The sequence below is a fragment of the Pseudomonas sp. IPO3749 genome (assembly GCF_013386605.1).
Taxonomy (GTDB): domain Bacteria; phylum Pseudomonadota; class Gammaproteobacteria; order Pseudomonadales; family Pseudomonadaceae; genus Aquipseudomonas; species Aquipseudomonas azotoformans_A.
Genome location: NZ_JACARN010000038.1, coordinates 1 through 21,882, shown reverse-complemented (window position 1 = coordinate 21,882; position 21,882 = coordinate 1). Strand labels below are relative to the sequence as shown.

23 protein-coding genes are annotated in these 21,882 nt (G+C 61.0%); 11 read left to right on the top strand and 12 right to left on the bottom strand.

Going from position 1 to position 21,882, the window contains the following annotated elements:
* Positions 1–25: 25 nt before the first annotated feature.
* Positions 26–328 (bottom strand): cytochrome c5 family protein, encoded by a 303-nt coding sequence (locus HX812_RS15905; RefSeq protein ID WP_038851130.1) that lies wholly within the window; start codon positions 326–328, stop codon positions 26–28.
* 192 nt (positions 329–520) lie between these two features.
* On the opposite strand from HX812_RS15905, the gene yihA reads away from it, so the two are divergent.
* Positions 521–1,162 carry a ribosome biogenesis GTP-binding protein YihA/YsxC gene (gene yihA / locus HX812_RS15900; protein WP_010207832.1) on the top strand — a complete coding sequence of 214 codons (642 nt, stop codon included), beginning with the start codon at positions 521–523 and terminating at the stop codon, positions 1,160–1,162.
* A gap of 269 nt (positions 1,163–1,431) precedes the next feature.
* Here yihA and polA read toward each other — a convergent pair whose 3' ends face one another.
* Positions 1,432–4,209: a DNA polymerase I gene (gene polA, locus HX812_RS15895; protein WP_038851129.1), complete on the bottom strand. Its 2,778-nt coding sequence runs from the start codon at positions 4,207–4,209 to the stop codon at positions 1,432–1,434.
* Between the two features lie 74 nt (positions 4,210–4,283).
* Between polA and HX812_RS15890 the strand changes: the two genes are divergently transcribed.
* The gene (locus HX812_RS15890; protein ID WP_038851128.1) at positions 4,284–4,574 is read left to right on the top strand and encodes a DUF2782 domain-containing protein; all 291 of its coding nucleotides are present in this window, start codon (positions 4,284–4,286) and stop codon (positions 4,572–4,574) included.
* 56 nt (positions 4,575–4,630) lie between these two features.
* Complete coding sequence (locus HX812_RS15885; protein ID WP_038851126.1) at positions 4,631–5,584, top strand: homoserine kinase; 954 nt, start codon at positions 4,631–4,633, stop codon at positions 5,582–5,584.
* A gap of 27 nt (positions 5,585–5,611) precedes the next feature.
* Here HX812_RS15885 and znuA read toward each other — a convergent pair whose 3' ends face one another.
* Entirely contained in the window at positions 5,612–6,541 is a 930-nt protein-coding gene (znuA, locus tag HX812_RS15880) for a zinc ABC transporter substrate-binding protein ZnuA (RefSeq protein ID WP_038851124.1), read from the bottom strand.
* A 58-nt stretch (positions 6,542–6,599) separates the two neighbouring features.
* Here znuA and HX812_RS15875 point away from each other — a divergent pair, with 58 nt between their 5' ends.
* Genes HX812_RS15875 through HX812_RS15860 form a run of 4 tightly spaced genes read left to right on the top strand, consistent with a single transcriptional unit; the run spans position 6,600 to position 9,405 of the window.
* Positions 6,600–7,082 (top strand): Fur family transcriptional regulator, encoded by a 483-nt coding sequence (locus HX812_RS15875; protein ID WP_028618648.1) that lies wholly within the window; start codon positions 6,600–6,602, stop codon positions 7,080–7,082.
* Positions 7,082–7,867: a zinc ABC transporter ATP-binding protein ZnuC gene (znuC, locus tag HX812_RS15870; RefSeq protein WP_038851122.1), complete on the top strand. Its 786-nt coding sequence runs from the start codon at positions 7,082–7,084 to the stop codon at positions 7,865–7,867. Before HX812_RS15875 ends, znuC begins: the two co-directional genes overlap by 1 nt.
* Complete coding sequence (gene znuB / locus HX812_RS15865; protein WP_010207821.1) at positions 7,860–8,648, top strand: zinc ABC transporter permease subunit ZnuB; 789 nt, start codon at positions 7,860–7,862, stop codon at positions 8,646–8,648. The genes znuC and znuB overlap by 8 nt, the downstream gene beginning before the upstream one ends.
* Before the next feature lie 37 nt (positions 8,649–8,685).
* The gene (locus HX812_RS15860) at positions 8,686–9,405 is read left to right on the top strand and encodes a PA5502 family lipoprotein (RefSeq protein ID WP_038851121.1); all 720 of its coding nucleotides are present in this window, start codon (positions 8,686–8,688) and stop codon (positions 9,403–9,405) included.
* Positions 9,406–9,450: 45 nt separating this feature from the next.
* Here HX812_RS15860 and katE read toward each other — a convergent pair whose 3' ends face one another.
* Positions 9,451–11,580 (bottom strand): catalase HPII, encoded by a 2,130-nt coding sequence (gene katE / locus HX812_RS15855; RefSeq protein ID WP_038851119.1) that lies wholly within the window; start codon positions 11,578–11,580, stop codon positions 9,451–9,453.
* A gap of 228 nt (positions 11,581–11,808) precedes the next feature.
* Here katE and HX812_RS15850 point away from each other — a divergent pair, with 228 nt between their 5' ends.
* From HX812_RS15850 to HX812_RS15840, 3 genes are read left to right on the top strand one after another with little or no spacing between them, the layout of a single operon-like run.
* The gene (locus HX812_RS15850) at positions 11,809–12,816 is read left to right on the top strand and encodes a methionine ABC transporter ATP-binding protein (protein WP_038851118.1); all 1,008 of its coding nucleotides are present in this window, start codon (positions 11,809–11,811) and stop codon (positions 12,814–12,816) included.
* On the top strand, positions 12,816–13,508 hold the full coding sequence (locus HX812_RS15845) for a methionine ABC transporter permease (RefSeq protein ID WP_038851116.1): 693 nt from the start codon (positions 12,816–12,818) through the stop codon (positions 13,506–13,508). Before HX812_RS15850 ends, HX812_RS15845 begins: the two co-directional genes overlap by 1 nt.
* 51 nt (positions 13,509–13,559) lie before the next feature.
* Positions 13,560–14,330 (top strand): MetQ/NlpA family ABC transporter substrate-binding protein, encoded by a 771-nt coding sequence (locus HX812_RS15840; protein WP_038851115.1) that lies wholly within the window; start codon positions 13,560–13,562, stop codon positions 14,328–14,330.
* Positions 14,331–14,491: 161 nt separating this feature from the next.
* Here the strand turns inward: HX812_RS15840 and HX812_RS15835 are convergent, their stop codons facing one another.
* Genes HX812_RS15835 through HX812_RS15815 form a run of 5 tightly spaced genes read right to left on the bottom strand, consistent with a single transcriptional unit; the run spans position 14,492 to position 18,415 of the window.
* Entirely contained in the window at positions 14,492–15,127 is a 636-nt protein-coding gene (locus tag HX812_RS15835) for an SCO family protein (protein WP_038851114.1), read from the bottom strand.
* Positions 15,124–16,023 (bottom strand): heme o synthase, encoded by a 900-nt coding sequence (gene cyoE, locus HX812_RS15830; protein ID WP_038851113.1) that lies wholly within the window; start codon positions 16,021–16,023, stop codon positions 15,124–15,126. Before cyoE ends, HX812_RS15835 begins: the two co-directional genes overlap by 4 nt.
* Positions 16,011–17,090 carry a heme A synthase gene (locus HX812_RS15825; RefSeq protein ID WP_033899218.1) on the bottom strand — a complete coding sequence of 360 codons (1,080 nt, stop codon included), beginning with the start codon at positions 17,088–17,090 and terminating at the stop codon, positions 16,011–16,013. Before HX812_RS15825 ends, cyoE begins: the two co-directional genes overlap by 13 nt.
* Positions 17,091–17,100: 10 nt before the next feature.
* Positions 17,101–17,685 carry a hypothetical protein gene (locus HX812_RS15820; protein ID WP_038851110.1) on the bottom strand — a complete coding sequence of 195 codons (585 nt, stop codon included), beginning with the start codon at positions 17,683–17,685 and terminating at the stop codon, positions 17,101–17,103.
* Positions 17,651–18,415: an SURF1 family protein gene (locus tag HX812_RS15815; RefSeq protein WP_038851108.1), complete on the bottom strand. Its 765-nt coding sequence runs from the start codon at positions 18,413–18,415 to the stop codon at positions 17,651–17,653. Before HX812_RS15815 ends, HX812_RS15820 begins: the two co-directional genes overlap by 35 nt.
* Before the next feature lie 28 nt (positions 18,416–18,443).
* Between HX812_RS15815 and HX812_RS15810 the strand changes: the two genes are divergently transcribed.
* Positions 18,444–18,647, top strand: a complete 204-nt coding sequence (locus HX812_RS15810; RefSeq protein WP_016978774.1) for a twin transmembrane helix small protein — start codon at positions 18,444–18,446, stop codon at positions 18,645–18,647.
* Between the two features lie 6 nt (positions 18,648–18,653).
* On the opposite strand, the gene HX812_RS15805 is transcribed toward HX812_RS15810, so the two are convergent.
* The 3 genes from HX812_RS15805 to ctaD are packed head-to-tail and all read right to left on the bottom strand — an operon-like array spanning position 18,654 to position 21,736.
* A complete protein-coding gene (locus HX812_RS15805; protein ID WP_016978773.1) occupies positions 18,654–19,541 on the bottom strand; it encodes a cytochrome c oxidase subunit 3 in 888 nt (295 codons plus the stop codon).
* Between the two features lie 35 nt (positions 19,542–19,576).
* Positions 19,577–20,128: a cytochrome c oxidase assembly protein gene (locus HX812_RS15800; RefSeq protein WP_038851106.1), complete on the bottom strand. Its 552-nt coding sequence runs from the start codon at positions 20,126–20,128 to the stop codon at positions 19,577–19,579.
* A 21-nt stretch (positions 20,129–20,149) separates the two neighbouring features.
* The gene (gene ctaD / locus HX812_RS15795; protein ID WP_033899208.1) at positions 20,150–21,736 is read right to left on the bottom strand and encodes a cytochrome c oxidase subunit I; all 1,587 of its coding nucleotides are present in this window, start codon (positions 21,734–21,736) and stop codon (positions 20,150–20,152) included.
* Positions 21,737–21,882: the final 146 nt, after the last annotated feature.

Here is a 21,882-nt window from a genome sequence, read left to right as displayed (position 1 = left end):
CAACTACGGCTAAGGGGTTTAAGAGTTATCTACCGGGTTTACTCACCATCAACTGAATGACGGCCTGGTAATCCTCAGTACTGCAGTCCATGCACAAACCACGCGGCGGCATTGCCTTGAAACCCTGGGTCACGTGTTGCACCAGCGTGTCCATGCCCTGCGCCAGTCTTGGCGCCCAGGCTGCCCGGTCACCCCGTCTGGGGGCGTTGGGCAACTGACCGGCATGGCAAGCCACGCAAACTCGGTTGTACACCGCTTCCGGATCCTGTGTAGCCTGAGCGCCGTAAAGCGGGACCAGGACACCGATAGCGAGCAACCACTTGGTCATACGTCGACCATTTCAGGGTTTGAGAGCGTTTTGCGTTCTAATGCGCAATAAAGGTCTATCGCTCCCGTGAACCTCATCCTTCGCTGGGACAAAGCACACACAAAATCTGCGGCATTATATACTGGCGCTACTGAAACGGAAACGACACCGCTTGCCGCACCCTTTTTCGGCACCGCCCACATCGGAAATCTCATGCAACTCAAGAATCCCATCCTCGGTCTGTGCCAACAGTCCACGTTCATGCTCAGCGCCGCCAAAGTTGACCAATGCCCCGATGACGAGGGTTTTGAAGTCGCTTTTGCCGGTCGTTCCAACGCTGGCAAGTCCAGCGCGTTGAACACCCTGACCCACGCCAGCCTGGCACGCACCTCGAAAACCCCGGGCCGCACGCAACTCCTCAATTTCTTCAAGCTAGACGATGATCGGCGTCTGGTCGACCTGCCGGGCTACGGATACGCAAAAGTCCCTATCCCGTTGAAGCTGCACTGGCAGCGTCACCTAGAGGCTTACCTGGGTGGCCGCGAGAGTTTGAAGGGTTTGATTCTGATGATGGACATCCGCCATCCGATGACCGACTTCGACCTGTTGATGCTCGACTGGGCCGTCGCCAGCGGCATGCCGATGCATATCCTGCTGACCAAGGCCGACAAGCTGACCTACGGCGCAGCCAAGAACACCCTGCTCAAAGTGCAGTCCGAAATCCGTAAGGGTTGGGGTGACGCGATCACCATCCAGCTGTTCTCGGCACCAAAACGCATGGGCCTGGAAGAGGCCTACACCGTGCTGGCAGGCTGGATGGAATTGGCCGACAAGGGCGCGGAACTGGCCGAGTAACTTTTCTGCAGGCAAAAAAAACCCCGGACTTCTTATGGGGAGGGGAAGTTCGGGGTTCAAGTTCCGGACCGCTAGGGCGGGGTCCAGATATCTGCCAACACTTAACACAACATAGGAGCATTGAAGGGCTTCACCACCCATTCAGTAACTCTGAGTAGCAGTTCACGGGTTAAGTTCCGGCAGGTTCGAAAAACTATTTGAAATAACCGACGGCGATTTCCGCACTAAAGCACTCTGCCACCACGCAAGGTGATGGCAGAGTCCCGGACTCAGTGCGCTTCGTCCCAGTTGTTGCCCACGCCCACTTCCACCAGCAGCGGTACATCCAGCTGTGCGGCAGCGCTCATGTGTTCGCGAATCTTCTCGCTGACTTGCGCCACCAGGTCCTCACGCACCTCCAACACCAGTTCATCGTGCACCTGCAGGATCACCTTGGCATCCAGGCCTGACTCAGTCAGCCAGTTATCCACTCGCACCATGGCCTTCTTGATGATATCCGCCGCCGTGCCCTGCATCGGCGCGTTGATCGCGGTACGTTCTGCCGCTGCGCGCTCCTGGGGCTTGTTGGAGTTGATGTCCGGCAAGTACAGGCGACGGCCGAAGAAGGTCTCGACATAACCTTGATCAGCCGCCTGGGCACGGGTGCGCTCCATGTATTCGCGCACGCCGGGATAACGGGCGAAATACACATCGATATACGCCTTGGCCGTCTTGGTATCGACGCCAATGTCCTTGCCCAGCTTCTGCGCGCCCATGCCGTAGATCAGGCCGAAGTTGATCGCCTTGGCACTGCGACGCTGATCCGAAGTGACCTCGCCCAGCTCGACCTTGAACACTTCTGCCGCCGTGGCGGTATGCACGTCCAGGTTGTCGCGGAAGGCGTTCATCAGGCCTTCGTCCTTGGACAGGTGCGCCATGATCCGCAGCTCGATCTGCGAGTAGTCCGCCGCCAACATTTTGTAGCCCTTGGGCGCGACGAACGCCTGGCGAATGCGCCGCCCTTCGGCGGTACGCACCGGGATGTTCTGCAGGTTCGGATCACTGGACGACAAGCGCCCGGTGGCCGCCACCGCCTGGTGATAGGACGTGTGGATGCGCCCGGTGCGCGGGTTGATCTGCTCCGGCAGGCGGTCGGTGTAGGTGCTTTTCAGCTTGCTCATGCTGCGGTACTGCATCAGCACCTTGGGCAGTGGGTAGTCATCTTCAGCCAATTTGGCCAGCACTTCTTCGGCTGTGGAGGCCTGGCCCTTGCCGGTTTTCTTCAGTACCGGCAGGCCAAGTTTCTCGTAAAGGATCGCGCCGAGCTGCTTGGGCGAGCCCAGGTTGAATTCCTCGCCGGCGATCTCGAACGCCTGGCGTTCCAGCTCGACCATCTTGTTGCCCAGCTCGATGCTCTGGATGCCCAGCAAATCCTTGTCGACCAGCGCACCCTGGCGCTCGATACGCGCCAACACCGGCACCAATGGGATTTCAATCTCCGTGAGCACACTCGCCAGGCTCGGGATGGCCGCCAGTTGCGCAAACAGCGCCTGGTGCAGGCGCAAGGTGATATCGGCGTCTTCCGCCGCATATGGGCCAGCCTGCTCCAGCGCGATCTGGTCGAACGTCAGCTGCTTGGCGCCTTTGCCGGCGATGTCCTGGAAAGCGACGGTGTCGTAGTCCAGGTACTTCTTGGCCAGGCTGTCCATGTCGTGGCGGGTGGCGGTGGAATTGAGCACATAGGATTCAAGCATGGTGTCGAAGGCGATGCCGCGCACGGTAATGCCATTCGCCGGATCGCCACCAATGGCACAGTTAGCGAGGATGTTCATGTCGAACTTGGCATGTTGGCCGACCTTGAGCTTGGTCGGATCTTCCAGCAGCGGCTTGAGGGCCAGCAGCACGGTGTCGCGATCCAACTGCTCCGGCGCGCCGATGTAGGAGTGGGTCAGCGGGATGTAGGCCGCTTCATGGGGCTGGACGGCGAAGGAAACACCGACCAACTGCGCCTGTTGGGCGTCGATACCGGTGGTTTCGGTGTCGAAGGCGATCAACTTCGCCTCGTTGAGCTTCTTCAACCAGATGTCGAAGGTCGCCTGGTCGAGAATCGTGGTGTAGCTCGCCTCTGCTGGCGCCACTGCCTCGACCACTTCCTCAACAGCAGGCGCCGCCTTGAGCTCCACACGCTTGGCGTCACGCTGGATCTCGTCAATCCAGCTCTTGAATTCCAGCAGCGAGTACAGCTCCAGCAGCTTTTCGCGATCAGGCTCGATCAGGTGCAGGTCATCCAGGCCGACATCCAGCGGTACGTCGCACTTGATCGTAGCCAACTGGTAGGAAAGAAACGCACTCTCGCGATGCTCTTCCAGCTTGGCCGGCAGGGTTTTGGCGCCACGGATAGGCAGGGTCGGCACGATATCCAACTGTTCATAGAGCTCTTTGATGCCGCCGTTCACGCCGACGAGCAGGCCGGATGCCGTCTTGGGACCAATGCCCGGAACGCCTGGAATGTTGTCGGACGAATCGCCCATCAACGCCAGGTAGTCGATGATCTGCTCCGGTGCGACGCCGAATTTCTCCTTTACGCCCTCAATGTCCATCGCGCTACCGGTCATGGTGTTGACCAAGGTAATGTGCCCGTCGACCAGCTGCGCCATGTCCTTGTCACCGGTCGAGATCACCACCGGGCGGTTGGCAGCCGCGCTGCTACGGGCCAGGGTGCCGATGACGTCATCGGCCTCGACGCCTTCGACGCAGAGCAATGGGAAACCCAGGGCGATCACGCTCTGGTGCAGGGGCTCGATCTGCAGGCGCATGTCATCGGGCATGCTCGGGCGGTTGGCCTTGTATTCGGCGTACATGTCATCGCGAAAGGTCCCACCCTTGGCGTCGAACACCACCGCGAACGGGCTGCCCGGATACTGCTTGCGCAGGCTTTTGAGCATGTTCAACACGCCCTTGACCGCACCGGTGGGCAGGCCTTTGGAGGTGGTCAGCGGTGGCAACGCGTGGAAGGCGCGGTACAGATAAGAAGAACCGTCCACCAGGACGAGGGGTGCTTGGCTCATGAGCAGAATCAACCTTTTCGGCGGGTCAGGCGCTAGAATAGCCGGACCAATGACGACAAAGGGACAAGGTTATCATGCGTACATTCAATCGCCTGCTGTTCACCGGCTTGATTGCACTCGCTCCGATGGCTGCCATGGCGGCAGACAGCGCCCCTGGGGGTGATCCGGAAGTGACCATTCGCACGGAAGGCGACAAGACCATCCAGGAGTACCGCCAAAACGGCTTCCTGTATGCGATCAAGGTAACGCCGAAGGGCGCGCCTCCGTACTTCCTGGTGCGCGCAGACGGAACCGATGCGAACTTCATCCGCTCTGACCAGCCGGATATGCTGATCCCGTCATGGAAGATTTTCGAATGGAAATGATTTCTTAACTTAAATTGGCGTCGCGCACTGCGGCGCCCGTACTGGCAGTTTTAACCATGTCTGTGTTCACCCCCCTGGCTCGGCCCGAGCTGGAAACCTTTCTCGCCCCTTACGGCCTCGGCCGCCTGATCGACTTCCAGGGGATTGCCGCCGGTAGTGAAAACACCAATTTCTTTATCAGCCTGGAGCAGGGCGAGTTCGTCCTGACCCTGGTTGAACGTGGCCCGGTCGCGGAAATGCCGTTCTTCATCGAACTGCTCGACGTGCTCCACGACGCCGACCTGCCCGTGCCCTACGCCCTGCGCACCACCGACGGCGTGGCCCTGCGCGAGCTGAAAGGCAAACCCGCACTGCTGCAACCGCGCCTGGCCGGCAAGCACATCAAGGATGCCAACGCGCAGCACTGCGCCCAGGTCGGTGACCTGCTGGGCCATCTGCACCTGGCAACCCAAGGTGAAAAGGTGTTGGAGCGCAAGACCGATCGCGGCCTGGACTGGATGCTCAGCGAAGGCGGGCAGTTGATTTCGCACTTGAACGACGCACAACAACACCTGCTGCAGGATGCACTGACCGAGATCGCAGCCCACAAGGCTGAGATCCTCGCGCTGCCACGCGCCAACGTGCACGCCGACCTGTTCCGCGACAACGCGATGTTCGAAGGGACGCACCTTACAGGGCTGATCGACTTCTACAACGCCTGCTCCGGTCCGATGCTGTACGACGTGGCAATCGCCCTGAATGACTGGTGTTCGGACGCGGATGGCGTGATCGATGGGCAACGCGCACGGGCATTGCTGGGGGCTTATGCGAGCCTGCGGCCGTTTACCGCCAAGGAAGCCGAGTTGTGGCCGACGATGCTGCGCGTGGCCTGTGTACGGTTCTGGTTGTCACGCCTGATCGCGGCTGAATCGTTCGCCGGGCAGGACGTGTTGATCCATGACCCGGCGGAGTTCGAGCATCGGTTGGTGCAGCGTCAGCAGGTTACCGTGCACCTGCCCTTCGCACTCTAACCTTTGCAGGAGCCGGCTTGCCGGCTTCTACAAGGACTCCAGGCAACCCGCCAAATCATTGCCCAACTTCTCCAACACCTGCTCATAGCCCTGAGCGGTAGCCGGGGTGTAACCACCCAGCGCATCCAACTCCGCCAGCTTCACCGGCAAACCGGAGACCAGCGTTTCAGCCAGGCGCGGACGCAACGGCGGCTCGCTGAACACGCAGGTCTTGCCCACTTCCTGCAAACGCGTACGCATCGCCGCCACATGCTGGGCGCCGGGTTGTACCTCAGCAGCCACGCTGAACACGCCGGTGTGCTTGAGGCCGTAGGCGTCTTCGAAATAATCGAAGGCTTCGTGGAAGACGAAGTAAGGCTTGCCATCAATCGGCGCCAGGCGGGCTTTCAGGCGAGCATCCAGGGCATCCAGGCGCTCATTGAAGGCCTTCACGTTGGTCTGGTAACGCGCAGCATTGGCCGGGTCGGCGGCAGCCAGGTCAGCTGCCATGCGCGCCGCAATCACCCGAGCGTTCACCGTCGACAGCCACAGATGCGCATCCAGGCTGCCTGGGCGGTGATCGTGGTCGTGTTCGTCGGCTTCATCGGCGTGTGAGTGGCTATCTTCGGCAAAACGACGCAACTTCATGCCTGGCAGATCCTGCACTGCCACTGTCGCGGCCGTACGACCTTTCAGCACGCGCGGCAGGAAACTCTCCATATCCGCGCCGATCCAGTACAGCAGGTCCACCGACTGCACGCGCCGTACGTCGGATGGACGCAACGCATAGTTATGCGGCGACGCACCCGGCGGCAATAACACCTCGGGAACTGCCACACCGTCCTGCACGGCCGCGGCGATCAACTGCAACGGTTTGATGCTGGTCAGCACCTTGACCTCGGCCTGAGCGGCGCTCGCGACGAACAAACTGGTGACAAATACGACAAAAACGGGAAAAAGTCGGGACACGATGACCACTCAATGGCGTAGGAACGGGTAACATAATAACGTCTCTATCAAATGTCTGTCGCCGCTCATGCCTAAAACACCGCTTGCCAGCCGTCCCCACGACCACTCTCACTGCGTGCATACCGCGCTGTCGGAGGCCGATACCCTGTGCACACAGAAGGGTCTACGCCTGACCGCCCTGCGTCGTCGCGTGCTGGAGTTGGTGTGGCAGAGCCATAAGCCGCTGGGCGCCTACGACATCCTGGGCGTGCTCAGCGAGCAGGATGGCCGCCGCGCCGCGCCGCCGACCGTGTACCGCGCGCTGGATTTCCTGCTGGAAAACGGCCTGGTGCATCGCATCGCCTCGCTGAACGCCTTCGTCGGCTGCAGCCACCCGGAACATGCACACCAGGGCCAGTTCCTGATCTGCCGCGAGTGCCACGCCGCCATCGAGCTTGAACAAAAAAGCATCAGCGACGCCATCATCAAGAGCTCTGCCGACGTCGGTTTCCGGGTCGAAGGGCAAACGGTCGAAGTGGTCGGCCTGTGCGCGGGCTGCCAGGGGGCTTGATGAGCAACGCGTTAATCCGCCTGGAACAGGTCGGGGTCACGTTCGCCGGGCAAGCCGTGCTGGATAACATCGCGCTAAGCGTGGAGCCTGGGCAGATTGTCACCTTGATCGGGCCCAACGGCGCCGGCAAGACCACCCTGGTGCGCGCCGTACTCGGCCTGCTCAAGCCCGACACCGGCAGTGTGTGGCGCAAGCCCAAGCTGCGCGTCGGCTACATGCCGCAGAAGCTGCACGTGGATCCAACCCTGCCATTGTCCGTGTTGCGCTTCCTGCGCCTGGTGCCGGGCGTGGACCGTGCCCGCGCGCAAGCGGCGCTCAAGGAAGTCGGCGCCGAACAGGTGATCGACAGCCCGGTGCAAAGCATCTCCGGCGGCGAGATGCAGCGCGTACTGCTGGCCCGCGCCCTGTTGCGCGAGCCGGAACTGCTGGTGCTGGATGAGCCCGTGCAAGGCGTCGACGTCGCCGGCCAGGCCGAGCTGTACAGCCTGATCACCCGACTGCGCGATCGCCATGGCTGCGGCGTGTTGATGGTGTCCCACGATTTGCACCTGGTGATGAGTACCACCGACCAGGTGGTGTGCCTCAACCGTCACGTGTGCTGCTCCGGCCACCCGGAACAAGTCAGCGGCGACCCGGCCTTCGTCGAGCTGTTCGGCAAGAACGCCCAGAGCCTGGCGATCTACCACCACCATCACGACCACGCCCATGACCTGCATGGCGCCGTAGTCGACGATCCCACCACACCTCATACCCACGTTCATGGAGATAGCTGCAAGCATGGCTGATTTTCTGCTCTACGCCCTGCTGGCAGGCTTGGCTTTGGCGTTGGTGGCGGGCCCACTGGGTTCGTTCGTGGTCTGGCGGCGCATGGCCTATTTTGGCGACACGTTGTCGCACGCTGCGTTGTTGGGCGTTGCGATGGGCTTCCTGCTGGATGTCAGCCCGACCATCGCCGTGACCGTCGGCTGCCTGTTACTGGCGGTGCTGCTGGTGACCCTGCAACAGCGCCAGCCGCTGGCCTCAGACACCTTGCTGGGCATCCTGGCGCCCAGCACGCTGTCCCTGGGCCTGGTGGTGCTGAGCTTCATGCATGAAGTGCGCATCGACCTGATGGCCTACTTGTTCGGCGACCTGCTGGCAATCAGCACCACCGACCTTGCGTGGATTCTCGGCGGCAGCGCAGCCGTGCTGGTCTTGCTGGTGGCCTTGTGGCGCCCATTGCTGGCAATCACCGTGCATGAAGAGCTGGCCACGGTGGAAGGTTTGCCCGTGCCGAGCCTGCGCATGGCCCTGATGTTGTTGATCGCCGTGGTGATTGCTGTCGCGATGAAGATTGTCGGCGTATTGTTGATCACGTCGCTGCTGATCATTCCCGCAGCCGCCGCCCAGCGCCATGCCCGTTCGCCGGAGCAGATGGCCATCGGCGCAAGTTTGCTGGGGATGCTTGCGGTGTGCGGGGGCCTGGCGTTGTCCTGGTTCAAGGACACGCCGGCCGGGCCATCGATTGTGGTCACGGCCGCCGCCCTGTTTCTGCTGAGTTTTGTCCTGCCCCGTCGAGGGGTGTAGACTTGCTCGCTTTTTGCGCAAATAGAGAGTCGCAGGAATGAAGCCGTTCACCTCCCGTTATCTGCTCCTTGCCGCATTTTCCTTGCTGCTGGGCGCCTGTCAAAGCACACCGCCCGCCGCCCCCGAGGCCCCGGACGCACGCGCTGCGGCCATCGCGCAGCTGGAACAAAACCTGGCCAGCAGCGAGCTGGCCACCGCCGAAGACCAACTGGCGGCACTGCAAGCCCAGTCGCCCAACGACGCGGCGCTGGAAAACTATCAGCGTCAATTGGCGGAAGCCTACCTGCAGCGCAGCCAGATCGTGCTGCAAAAGGGTGACGTCAACGCCGCCGCGACCGCCCTGAGCCGCGCCCGCGCGCTGATGCCCAAGGCGCCCGCACTGACCGGCGGCGTGAACAGTGCAATCAGCCATGCGCGCAAGGCCGAGCTGGATAAAGCCGAAGCCGACCTGAAGGCCGCCGAAGCCAAGCCTGCTGCCAAGGTCATCGACCCGGCAGCGCCAAGCACTACCGTGGCGCTGAACCTCACTGATATTGAAGCACTGCGCCATCAACTGGATGCTATCGCCACCGACGTGGTGAATTACCAGTGCGATGTGACCATCCAGGCGCCGCGCACCCAGGATTACCCGTGGTTGGCCACGTTGCTGACCAAACGGGTGAAGCGAATTGATTCGGGGTATGACCTGAAGATTCACCGGCAGATCTTGAAACACATTCCGGCGCAGGTGGTGCTGATTCCGCGCAAGGCGGAGTAAGAAAAGATGATCGCTCCCACCCAGTGGGAGCGATCCTTTTAACGCTTAAGCCGGAATCGCCTTGGCCTTCGGCTCCCGATCCCAGACCCGATGCTGGGCAATCGCCGCCACAAACGCCTTCAATGCCTTGGCATCCCCACCGACGATCAACCCCGCATCAACTTCCAGCTTCAACAGCTCCAGCAACTGCTTGGCCTCGCCCACCACCGCAATCGCCTTCAGATGCTTGTAAGCCTCCAGCAGGTAATGCAACGCCACGCCGTCCTCGCTCAACGCTTTCACCGACTTGGCGCCGCCGGGTACAAACACCGCGTCGAACGCCACGGACGGCAAGCCCTCCATGGACGCATCCACCGGCAAACTCTTGCCGTCCGCCGTGGTGACCGGTGCCGAGGTCGGCCCGAGCAATTTGGCGTGGGCGCCTTCGGCCTTCAGCACTTTCTTCAAGGCCTCGATCGCCGCGCCATCCACACCGTTAGCCGCGAGTATCGCCACCTTGCGCGTCTTGATATCGCCCGACAACAAGTTCGCCTGGCTCAAGGCCGGTGAACGCGACAGCGACGTCTTGCGCTCCGGCACCGTGCCTTTCTTCGGCACCGGCAAGCCCAGGTTCTGCGCCACACGCTTGGCCAGTTCAAGGTCGATGTTGGCGAGGATCTCATTCACCTGGCGCGCGCGAATGAACTCACGCTCCACCTTGCCCAGCTCAAAGCTGTAGGCCGCAATGATGTGTTCCTGTTCATGCTTGCTCATGCTGTGGAAAAACAGCCGCGCCTGGGAGAAGTGATCGCCGAACGACTCGCTACGCTCACGCACCTTATGGGCATCGATGCGCTCATGGTACGACTCGAAGCCGCCGTCCTGCGCCGCAGGCGGGGTTTCCTTGGGCCAGCCGCCATCGATGGAGTTGGGCTCGTAGGCCGCACGCCCTTTGTCGATAGTGGTGCGGTGCATGGCATCGCGCTGGCCATTGTGGAAAGGCGCCACCGGGCGGTTGATCGGCAGCTCATGAAAGTTCGGGCCACCGAGTCGGCTGATCTGCGTATCGGTGTAGGAAAACAGACGGCCCTGCAACAATGGGTCATTGGAGAAGTCGATCCCCGGCACGATGTGGCCTGGGCAGAAGGCGACTTGCTCGACTTCAGCAAAGAAGTTGTCCGGGTTGCGGTTCAGCACCATCTTGCCCAGCGGAGTGATAGGCACCAGTTCTTCCGGGATGAGCTTGGTCGGGTCGAGGATGTCGAAGTCGAACGCATGCTCCTTATCCTCAGGAATCACCTGCACGCCCAATTCCCACTCGGGGTAATCGCCCATCTCAATCGCTTCCCACAGATCACGACGGTGGTAGTCGGTATCTTTACCGGCAAGCTTTTGCGCTTCGTCCCACACCAGCGAGCAGGTGCCGGCGGTAGGTCGCCAGTGGAATTTAACGAAGTTGGACGTCCCTTCGGCGTTGATGAAGCGAAAGGTATGTACGCCAAAGCCCTGCATGGCCCGTAGGCTTTTAGGAATCGCCCGGTCGGACATTGCCCAAATCACCATATGCGCCGATTCCGGCTGCAGCGACACAAAGTCCCAGAAAGTATCGTGAGCCGAACCGCCGGTAGGAATCTCGTTGTGGGGCTCGGGTTTCACCGCGTGGACAAAGTCGGGAAACTTGATCGCATCCTGAATGAAAAACACCGGCATGTTGTTGCCGACCAGGTCGAAGTTGCCCTCGTCGGTGAAGAACTTCACGGCAAAACCACGCACGTCGCGCACCGTATCACCCGAGCCACGCGGGCCTTGCACGGTGGAAAAGCGCAGGAACACCGGGGTTTTATGCCCAGGATCACGCAGGAAACCGGCCTTGGTCAGTGCCGAATGGTTCTCATAGGTCTGGAAATAACCATGGGCGCCGGTGCCGCGCGCATGCACGATGCGCTCCGGGATGCGCTCATGGTCAAAATGCGTGATCTTTTCACGCATGATGAAATCTTCGAGCAGCGAAGGCCCGCGCGCGCCGACCTTCAAGCTGTTCTGGTTGTCGGAGATCTTCACACCCTGGTTGGTCCGCAGGGCCTGGCCGGTAGCGTCGGAGCGGAATTCTTCCAAGGCATCCAGCTTGGCATTGGTGTTGCTACGGTCCAGGGTGTCGGTTCCGGCGAGTTCGCTCTTTGGCTTTTTCGTACTCATCAGTCAAAACTCCTTATTCAGACCCAGGCACGGCACCCGGGAATCGCATTGCTTAAGTAGTGACTGATGGGGTTTTGGGCCGTTCCTTTTTTATGACCTTTGATCGCGTTATTGCCAAATCGCTGGATGAATGCGAAATAAATGCTAAGAAACGCTATACGGACAGGCTAAAATGCGCGCCCGGCTAACCGCTGATCCCTTTTCCATGCGCCCCACAAGGTTCGCTACGTGATCGAGTTTCAAAACGTCCATAAAACCTACCGCGTCGCCGGTAGGGATATTCCCGCGCTGCACCCCACCAGCCTGACCGTCGAGAACGGCCAGGTGTTTGGTCTGATCGGTCATTCCGGCGCGGGCAAAAGTACACTGCTGCGCCTGATCAACCGCCTTGAAGAACCGAGCGGCGGCCAGATCACGGTGGACGGCGAAGAAGTCACCGCCCTGGACGCCAACGGCCTACGCCGTTTCCGGCAGCAGGTCGGGATGATTTTCCAGCACTTCAACCTGCTGGCGTCCAAGACCGTCGCCGATAACGTGGCACTGCCACTGACCCTGGCCGGCGAATTGTCGCGCAAGGACATTGACCTGCGTGTCGCCGAATTGCTCGCCCGTGTAGGCTTGTCGGACCACGCCAAGAAATACCCGGCGCAGTTGTCCGGTGGCCAGAAGCAACGCGTCGGCATCGCCCGCGCCCTGGCGACCAAGCCGAAGATCCTGCTGTGCGACGAAGCCACCAGCGCCCTCGACCCGCAGACCACCGCCTCGGTGCTGCAACTGCTGGCCGAGATCAACCGCGAGTTGAAGCTGACCATCGTGTTGATCACCCATGAAATGGACGTGATCCGCCGCGTCTGCGACCAGGTGGCCGTAATGGACGCGGGCGTGATCGTCGAGCAAGGCTCGGTGGCCGATGTGTTCCTGCATCCCAAGCACCCGACCACCAAGCGCTTCGTGCAAGAGTCCGAGCAGGTCGACGAAAACGAGCAACGCGACGACTTCGCCCACGTCCCAGGCCGCATCGTGCGCCTGACGTTCCAAGGGGACGCGACCTACGCGCCATTGCTGGGCACCGTCGCCCGCGAAACGGGTGTGGACTACAGCATCCTCGCCGGTCGTATCGACCGCATCAAAGACATCCCTTATGGGCAATTGACCCTCGCCGTCACCGGTGGCGACATGGAAGCTGCCTTTGCGCGCTTCACCGCGGCTGACGTTCATATGGAGGTGCTGCGCTAATGGACCTGTTCCTGAATTTCTTCGCCGACATCGACTGGTCCGAAATCTGGCTCGCCACCGGCGATACCATGACCATGCTGTTCGGTTCGCTGTTCTTCACGGTCGTGCTGGGCCTGCCCATAGGTGTGCTGCTGTTCTTGACCAGCCCACGTCAGCTGTTCGAGCAGAAAGGCTTGTACGCCTTTCTGTCGCTGATCGTAAACATCCTGCGTTCGCTGCCGTTCATCATCCTGCTGATCGTGATGATTCCATTAACCAAACTGATCACTGGCATATACATGGACGAGCCCACCTCGCTGGGCGTTGCGGGCGCGATTCCGCCGCTGGTTATCGGCGCAACACCGTTCTTTGCACGCCTGGTGGAAACTGCCCTGCGTGAAGTGGACCGCGGCATCATCGAGGCCACGCAGTCGATGGGTGCCAGCACGCGCCAGATCATCACCAACGCCTTGCTGCCCGAAGCACGCCCCGGCATTTTTGCGGCAATTACCGTAACGGCGATTACACTGGTTTCCTACACGGCGATGGCCGGCGTGGTAGGTGCCGGTGGCCTGGGCGACCTGGCGATCCGTTTCGGTTACCAGCGCTTCCAAGACAATGTAATGGTGGTCACCGTGGTGATGCTGGTGATCCTAGTGCAAATTCTGCAAACCGTCGGCGACAAGCTGGTGGTGCACTTTTCTCGAAAATAACGGCCATTGCCGGCCGCACGCCGGTACATGCCCGAACAAGGAGCTTGTTGGATGAAAAAACTACTGGTTGCTTTCGCCGCCGTTGCCGCGTTTTCCGCCCACGCCGAGACCCTCAAGGTCGCTGCTTCGCCAGTGCCGCATGCGCAAATCCTCGAATTCGTGAAACCTGCCCTCGCCAAAGAAGGCGTAGACCTGCAGGTCAAAGTCTTCACCGACTACGTGCAGCCGAACGTACAAGTCGCTGAAAAGCGCTTGGACGCCAACTTCTTCCAGCACCAGCCGTACCTGGATGAGTTCAACAAAGCCAAGGGCACTCACCTGGTGAGCGTTGGCGCTGTGCACCTGGAACCTCTGGGCGCCTACTCCAGCAAGTACAAGAAGCTGGACGAGCTGCCAAGCGGCGCCAACGTGGTCATCCCGAACGACGCCACCAACGGCGGCCGCGCCCTGTTGCTGCTGGCCAAGAATGGCCTGATCACCCTGAAGGACCCGACCAACATCCTGTCGACCATCAAGGACATCACCGGTAACAGCAAAAACCTGAAGTTCCGCGAACTGGAAGCCGCCACCCTGCCGCGCGTGCTGACCCAGGTCGACCTGGCGCTGATCAACACCAACTACGCGCTGGAAGCCAAGCTGGACCCATCCAAGGATGCGCTGGTCATCGAAGGCAGCGACTCGCCTTACGTGAACATCCTGGTGACCCGCGAAGACAACAAAGACTCGGACGCCGTGAAGAAGCTGGTTGCAGCCCTGCACACGCCTGAAGTGAAGAAATTCATCGAAGAGAAGTACAAAGGCGCGATCAAGCCAGCGTTCTGATCTCGACCAATCTTTGTAACACCGAAGATCAAAAAATGTGGGAGCGGGCTTGCTCGCGAATGCGGTGTATCAGTCGATGAAGATGTTGACTGGCACACCGCTATCGCAGGCAAGCCAGCTCCCACATTTGTTTTGTGGTGCTAGCTGGGTCGGCGTCCGACTTATTTACGCTGGAGCAAACCGGGCAACTGCGCCACCAGCTTCTGGTTGTTCAACGGCGCACGGATGAACCCGCGCTGGGTCCCATCCGGCCCGATCAGCGCCAGGTTGCCGCTGTGGTCAACGGTGTAGTTGGGTTTGCTGGTATCGGCCGGAATGAACGGAATGCTCACCGCATTCGACACCTTCTGCACCTCCTCGACATTCGCACCGGTCAACCCGACAAACTGCGGATCGAAGTAACCCAGGTACTGCTTGAGCTGAGTCGGCGTGTCGCGATGCGGATCGACGCTGACCAAAATCACCTGCAACTTATCCACAACCTCCTTGGGCAACTCGCTCTTGATCTGGCGCAGCTGGGCGAGGGTGGTCGGGCAGATGTCCGGGCAGAAGGTGTAGCCGAAGAACAACAGGCTCCACTTGCCTTTCAATTCGTTGACCACCACCGGCTGGCCTTCCTGATTGGTCATGGTCACCGGCGGCAACTGACGGCTTTGCGGCAACAGGATGATGCCGGCGTCGATCAAGGCGGTGGGATCGCCCTGGCCTTTGCCCGAAAGCACTTTGTTGACGGTCAGGCCCATGATCAATGCCACCAGGGCCACCAGGATGAAGACAGTTTTTTGAGTTCGAGTCATAGGTTCAACAGTAGGTAGTGGTCGAGGAGCAGCGCGATAAACAGCAGCAGCAAGTACCAGATAGAGTACTTGAAGGTGTTGATCGCCGCGTGCGGCCGACCGCCACGGTACAACACCCAGGCCCATTGCAGAAAGCGCCCGCCCAATACCAGCGCGCACGCAAGGTAGAGCAGGCCGCTCATGTGGATCACATAGGGCATCAGGCTCACTGCCAGCAGGGCGAAGGTGTAGAGCAGGATATGCACCTTGGTGTAATGCTCGCCGTGGGTGACCGGCAACATCGGGATATCAGCCTTGGCGTATTCCTCCTTGCGGTGAATGGCCAGGGCCCAGAAGTGCGGCGGGGTCCAGGCGAAGATGATCAGCACCAGCAACAGGGGCTCTGCGCTGACGTGCCCGGTGACAGCCACCCATCCCAACAGCGGCGGCGCCGCGCCAGCCAGGCCGCCGATGACGATATTCTGCGGCGTCGCCCGCTTGAGAAAGCCGGTGTAGATCACGGCGTAGCCGAGCAGCGAAGCCAAGGTCAGCCAGGCCGCCAGCGGGTTGGTGAACGCCAACAGCAGCGCCAATCCCGCAACAGCCAGAAACAATGCAAAGGCCAGCGCCGCCAGCGGCGATACACGCCCCTCCGCCAGCGGCCGCTTATGGGTACGCGCCATTACGGCATCGATCCGCCGGTCCACCACGTGATTCACCGCCGCCGCGCCGCCCGCACACAGGGCTATCCCCAGGTTGCCGAACACCAGCACCGTCCATGGCACGCCCGCACGGGTTGCCAGGAACATCCCTACCAAGGAGGTGATGAGCATCAACACCACCACTTTCGGCTTGGTCAGCTCCAGGTAGTCACGCCAGATCGCCTGGCCGTGACGCGCGCCGATCAAGGTCGCCATGGCATCTCTCCTTTAAGGGTGATGAGGCCCGATACGTGTTTGCGTGGGATAAAACGCCAGCCGAACGGCAGTTGGTTGCGCACCCGGACCAGGCTGGTGCGGGCGTGGTAGTTGACCAGTACCAGCGTCAGCAACAAGGCCGCACCGCCAGCGTTGTGCCCGACCGCCACCGGCAGCGGCAAGTGGAAATACACATTGCTCAGGCCCAGGCAGATTTGCGCCGCCAGGGCGATCAGCAGCAAGCCGGCCAGGCGTGTCATGCCCACTGCACGCAGTTGCCAGGCCAGGCCCAGCAGCACCAGGCTAACGATGACGGCGCCGATGCGGTGGGTCAGGTGGATGGCCGTGCGCGCCTCGCTGTCCAGTTGCCCGCCCAAGTAATTGGGCCCGATGTGCTGGGTCAGATGAAAGCCATTGGCGAAATCCGCCGCCGGCCACCATTCGCCATGGCATGTCGGTAGATCGATACAGGCCACCGCCGCGTAGTTGGAACTGACCCAGCCCCCCAGCGCGATCTGGCCGATCACCAGCACCAGGCCCGCCGTCGCCCAATATTGCAGGCGCTTGGGCACGATCAACGCGGGCAATACACCGGACAAGCGCAGGGTCAGCAGAAACAGCAGGCTCAAGGTCGCAAAGCCGCCCAATAAATGCCCCGTCACCACTTGCGGCCATAACTTCAGTGTCACCGTCCACATGCCAAACGCCGCCTGGGCAAACACCACCGCCAACAGGAACAGCGGCAGCTTCACCGGCTGGCCCGGATCGCGCCGATGGCTCCACGAACGCGCGGCCAGCAACACGATCAGCAAGCCCAGGGTGCCAGCGAAATAACGATGGGTCATCTCGGCCCAGCCCTTGTCGGCCTCCACCGGCGTATCGGGAAAGTGCAGCTCGGCATGAGCCAACTGGGCTTCGGTCTTGGGCACGCTGATGAAGCCGTAGCAGCCCGGCCAATCCGGGCAACCCAGGCCGGCGTGGGTCAGGCGCGTATAGGCGCCGAGCAGCACGACAATCAGCGCCAGCAAGGTGGCAAACAACGCGAGGCGAAATCCAGGTTTGGCCATGACGGTGCCCTTATCCGATGTTCGACAGTTTCAGCAGGTGGCGCAGGTCGTTGAGCAAATCCTTGCCCTTGACCTTCGCGTCGTAGCGCAGCACCAGGTTGCCGTGGGGATCGACGATCCACAGTTGCGCATCACCCGGCGCGGCAGCGTCTTTGCTGAAGGTCGACAAGTCCAGCGGGTAGCGTTGCAGCTGCGGGTATTCAATTTTCAGCTTGGCCTCGTACTCCGCGCTCACCGGCTGCGCGCTGGCCAAGGCATGGCTGGCACGAGAGGCATCACGACCCAGGCTGATTTGCAGTTGGCGTGCGAGGTACACCAATTGCTGGCAATCCGCTGCACAGGCAGTGGGCGCGGTCACCAGCAGTTGCCAGCGCTGCTCATCGGCCTGTACGCCAATATCACCGCGGGTCTGGCCGTTGCCGATCATCTCGCCGTGGTAGCTGCGGCTGTCCGGCACCCAGAACTGCAGCTTGTACATAAAGGTGGCCAGCGCCATCGGGCCGATCACCATCATCAGGATCAGGATCAACTGCCAACGGCCTTTACGCCGATTCGGGGCTTCAGACATGTTGAGTGGATTCGTGGCCGCTCCCATGGGGCTTCTCCTTTTTGTTATGCCATCCGAGGTAGAGATAAAGCGCCAGCAACGCCAGCGACATGGCGAACCATTGCACGGCATACGCCAGGTGTTTTTCCGGGCCCATCGCGACGATCGGCCAGGTGGTTTCGTAGGTGCCGGGGCCGGCTTCGGCCCGCAACTCATAGGCGAAACCGTTGCGACCCAACTCGGCCCAGAGCGCGGCGGGGTGCAAGGCTGTCAGCAGGCGCGGCCATTGCGCGGTCGCCGGATCCGGGTGCAGCTGGAAGGTTTCGCCAGGGGCGACGTACACCCAGGCATCGAGATTCACCGGCTGATCCGGCGTGGTGAAGGCGGGTGGCGTGCGCCGATCCGGCCAGGGCAGCCAACCGCGATTGAGCAACAGCCACAGGCCACTGGCCTGGTCGTGGAAGGGTTGCAGCAGCTCTACGCCGGCCTTGCCGTCGCGCATGCGGTTATCGAGGAATACGCTGTGTCCGGCGTCGAATTGGCCGCGCAGACGAACGCGGCGGAAGGCCGGGTCAGCCATGTAGCTAAGTTGCGCGCTGCTGATCGGATCTGCCGCGCGCCGCTCGGCGTAGCTGTCCACCAGCAGCTGTTTTTCATGGCCGCGAGACAACTGCCAGAACCCCAGGCCGACCATCAACGGCAGCAGCACCAACACCACCAATGTCGGTGCGATTCCCGGCCGAAAGCATTTTATGGCGCTGGCTATACTTGTTTTCATTGCCCGCCCATCCCGTTGGAGCCCGACCATGCTCAAAGCCGCTATTGCCCTGATGCTGATCGCGACCGTCGTGAGCCTGTTCAGTGGCTTGTTCTTCCTGGTCAAGGACGAGGGCAACTCCAATCGCCTCGTCACTGCCTTGACCGTGCGTGTCGTACTGGCCGTGATCACCGTAGCGCTGATCGCCTGGGGCTTTTTCAGCGGCCAACTGGTGTCTCATGCGCCGTGGTAAAGCGCCTCACAGCACATAGACGAAGAAAAACAGGCCGATCCACACCACATCCACAAAGTGCCAATACCAACTGGCCGCCTCGAAACCGAACTGGTGCTCGGCATTGAAATGCCCTTTGAGGATTCGCATCAGCATCACGAACAGAATGATCGTGCCGATGGTGACGTGAGCGCCGTGGAACCCGGTGAGCATGAAGAACGTCGCGCCGTACACGCCGGAGCCCAAGGTCAGGCCCAGCTCTTTATAGGCGTGGATGTATTCCTCGGCCTGAAACCCCAGGAACGCCAGGCCCAACAGCACAGTGATCGCCAGCCAGATTTTCAGCGCGCCACGATGGCCTTTACGCAGCGCGTGGTGGGCGATGGTGATGGTCACGCTGGAGCTCACCAGCAGAATGGTGTTCACCAGCGGCAGGCCCCACGGGCTGATGGTGCCTTCCGGTGCCGGGTACATTTTCGGGTCGGGGTTATTCAGCAACGGCCAGGCAAACTCGAAGTTCGGCCACAGCATATGTGCGACGCCCTTTGAGCCTTCACCCGCCAGCCAGGGCGCCGACATGTGGCGCACGTAAAACAGCGCACCGAAGAAGGCGATAAAGAACATCACCTCGGAAAAGATGAACCAGGTCATGCCCCAGCGGAACGAGCGGTCCATCTGCGAACTGTACAAACCGGCGCGGCTTTCCTTGATCACCGCGCCGAACCAGCCGAACAGCATGTAGGCCAACAACAGCCCGCCGACGAAAAAGATCCACGGGCCGTGGGATTCCGCCCGCGCGGCTTTAAGGTCGTTGAACCACAGACCCAGTCCGTACACCGTGATCAACAGGCCAAACGTGGCAATTATTGGCCATTTGCTTTGCGCTGGTACGTAGTACGTATCATGAGACGACATGTATTCGCTCTCCTGATTGAGGGGGCAAACAGTAGCTAGCCGCCGCTGTGGGCAGCCACCGGCGGTTGGCGCGCAGTGATATCAAACAGCGTGTACGCCAGGGTCAGATGCTTCACATCCTTGGGCATGTCGCGGTCGACAATGAAACGCACCGGCATCTCGATGCGCTGGCCCGGTTGCAGCACTTGCTGGGTGAAGCAAAAGCACTCGGTCTTGTGGAAATACATCGCCGCTTCGGCCGGGGAAATACTGGGCACAGCCTGGGCCGTCATCGGCTTGTCGGTGGGGTTGTGGGCCACGAACAGCATCTCGGTCACCGCCCCCGGATTGACCACCACTTCGTCAGCCTTGGCATAAAAATCCCAGACCATGTCGATGGCGTTGGTGGACAAAAACTGCACGCGAACCTGGCGCGTTGGGTCCACCACCTGCGAGCCCTCGTACTGCCCGGCTGTCTTGCCGTTGATGCCGAACGCCTTGCACATCACGTCGTAGATCGGCACCAGTGCAAAGCCGAAGGCGAACATCGCCACCACCAGGATCAGCAGGCGGGTGACCAGGCGCTTGGTGGGCACGGACTCAGCCATGGCCGCCTCCCGTCATCCTGTTCATTTGACCTCCGGCGGCGTGGTAAAGGTGTGGTATGGCGCCGGTGACGGGACGCTCCACTCCAGGCCTTCAGCGCCATCCCACGGTTTGGCGGGTGCCGGCGGGCCGCCACGGATGCACTTGATCACAATGAACAGGAAGAAGATCTGCGTGGCGCCAAACATGAACGCGCCAATCGAAGAAACCATGTTGAAGTCGGCGAACTGCAGGTTGTAGTCCGGCACCCGGCGCGGCATGCCCGCCAGCCCGACGAAGTGCATTGGGAAAAACGCCATGTTCATGCCCACGAAGGACAGCCAGAAGTGCAGTTTGCCCAGGGTTTCGTCGTACATGTGGCCGGTCCATTTCGGCAGCCAGTAGTAGGCTGAGGCGAAGATGCCGAAGATCGCGCCGGGCACCAGTACGTAATGGAAATGCGCCACCACGAAATAGGTGTCGTGGTACTGGAAGTCCGCCGGGGCAATCGCCAGCATCAGCCCGGAGAACCCGCCGATGGTGAACAGGATCACAAAGGCCACGGCAAACAGCATCGGCGTCTCGAAGGTCAGCGAGCCTTGCCACATGGTGCTGACCCAGTTGAACACCTTCACACCCGTGGGCACGGCGATCAGCAGCGTGGCGTACATGAAGAACAACTCGCCCACCAGCGGAATGCCCACCACGAACATGTGATGCGCCCACACGATAAACGACAGGAAGGCGATGCTCGCCGTGGCGTAGACCATCGAGGTGTAGCCGAACAACGGCTTGCGCGAGAAGGTCGGGATGATCGAGCTGACGGCACCGAAGGCCGGCAGGATCATGATGTACACCTCAGGGTGACCGAAGAACCAGAACACGTGCTGGAACAACACCGGGTCACCACCGCCGGCCGCACTGAAGAAGCTGGTGCCGAAGTGGATATCCATCAGCATCATGGTCACGCAGCCCGCCAGCACCGGCATCACCGCGATCAGCAGGAACGCGGTGATCAGCCACGTCCACACGAACAACGGCATTTTCATCAAGGTCATGCCGGGCGCACGCAGGTTGAGGATGGTGGCGACCACGTTGATCGCGCCCATGATCGAACTGATGCCCATCAGGTGGATCGCGAAGATAAAGAACGTCACGCTTTCCGGCGCGTAGGTAGTGGAGAGCGGCGCGTAGAAGGTCCAGCCGAAGTTCGGCCCTCCGCCGGGCGTAAACAGCGTCGAAACCAGCAGCAGGAACGCCGCCGGCAACAGCCAGAAACTGAAGTTGTTCATGCGCGGCAGGGCCATGTCGGGCGCGCCGATCATCAACGGGATCATCCAGTTGGCCAGGCCGACGAATGCCGGCATCACCGCGCCGAACACCATGATCAGCCCGTGCATAGTGGTCATCTGGTTGAAGAACGCCGGCTGCACGATCTGCAGGCCGGGCTGGAACAACTCGGCCCGGATCACCATGGCGAACGAGCCGCCAAGCAGGAACATGGCGAAGGCGAACCATAGGTACATGGTGCCGATGTCTTTGTGGTTGGTGGTCAGCACCCACCGCATCAACCCCTTGGCGGGGCCGTGGGCATGGTCGGCGTGACCATGGTCATCGATCACAGCGCTCATGGCCGTTCTCCTGCAAGCGGGTGGGCGGGGCGGGTCGCGGTAAACGCCTTGTGAGAGGTCATTTGCTTTCCGCCTGCTTGATGGCCAGCCCGTCTTTAGGCGTGACCATGTCGCATTTGTTGTTGCCCCAGGCATTGGGCTCGTAG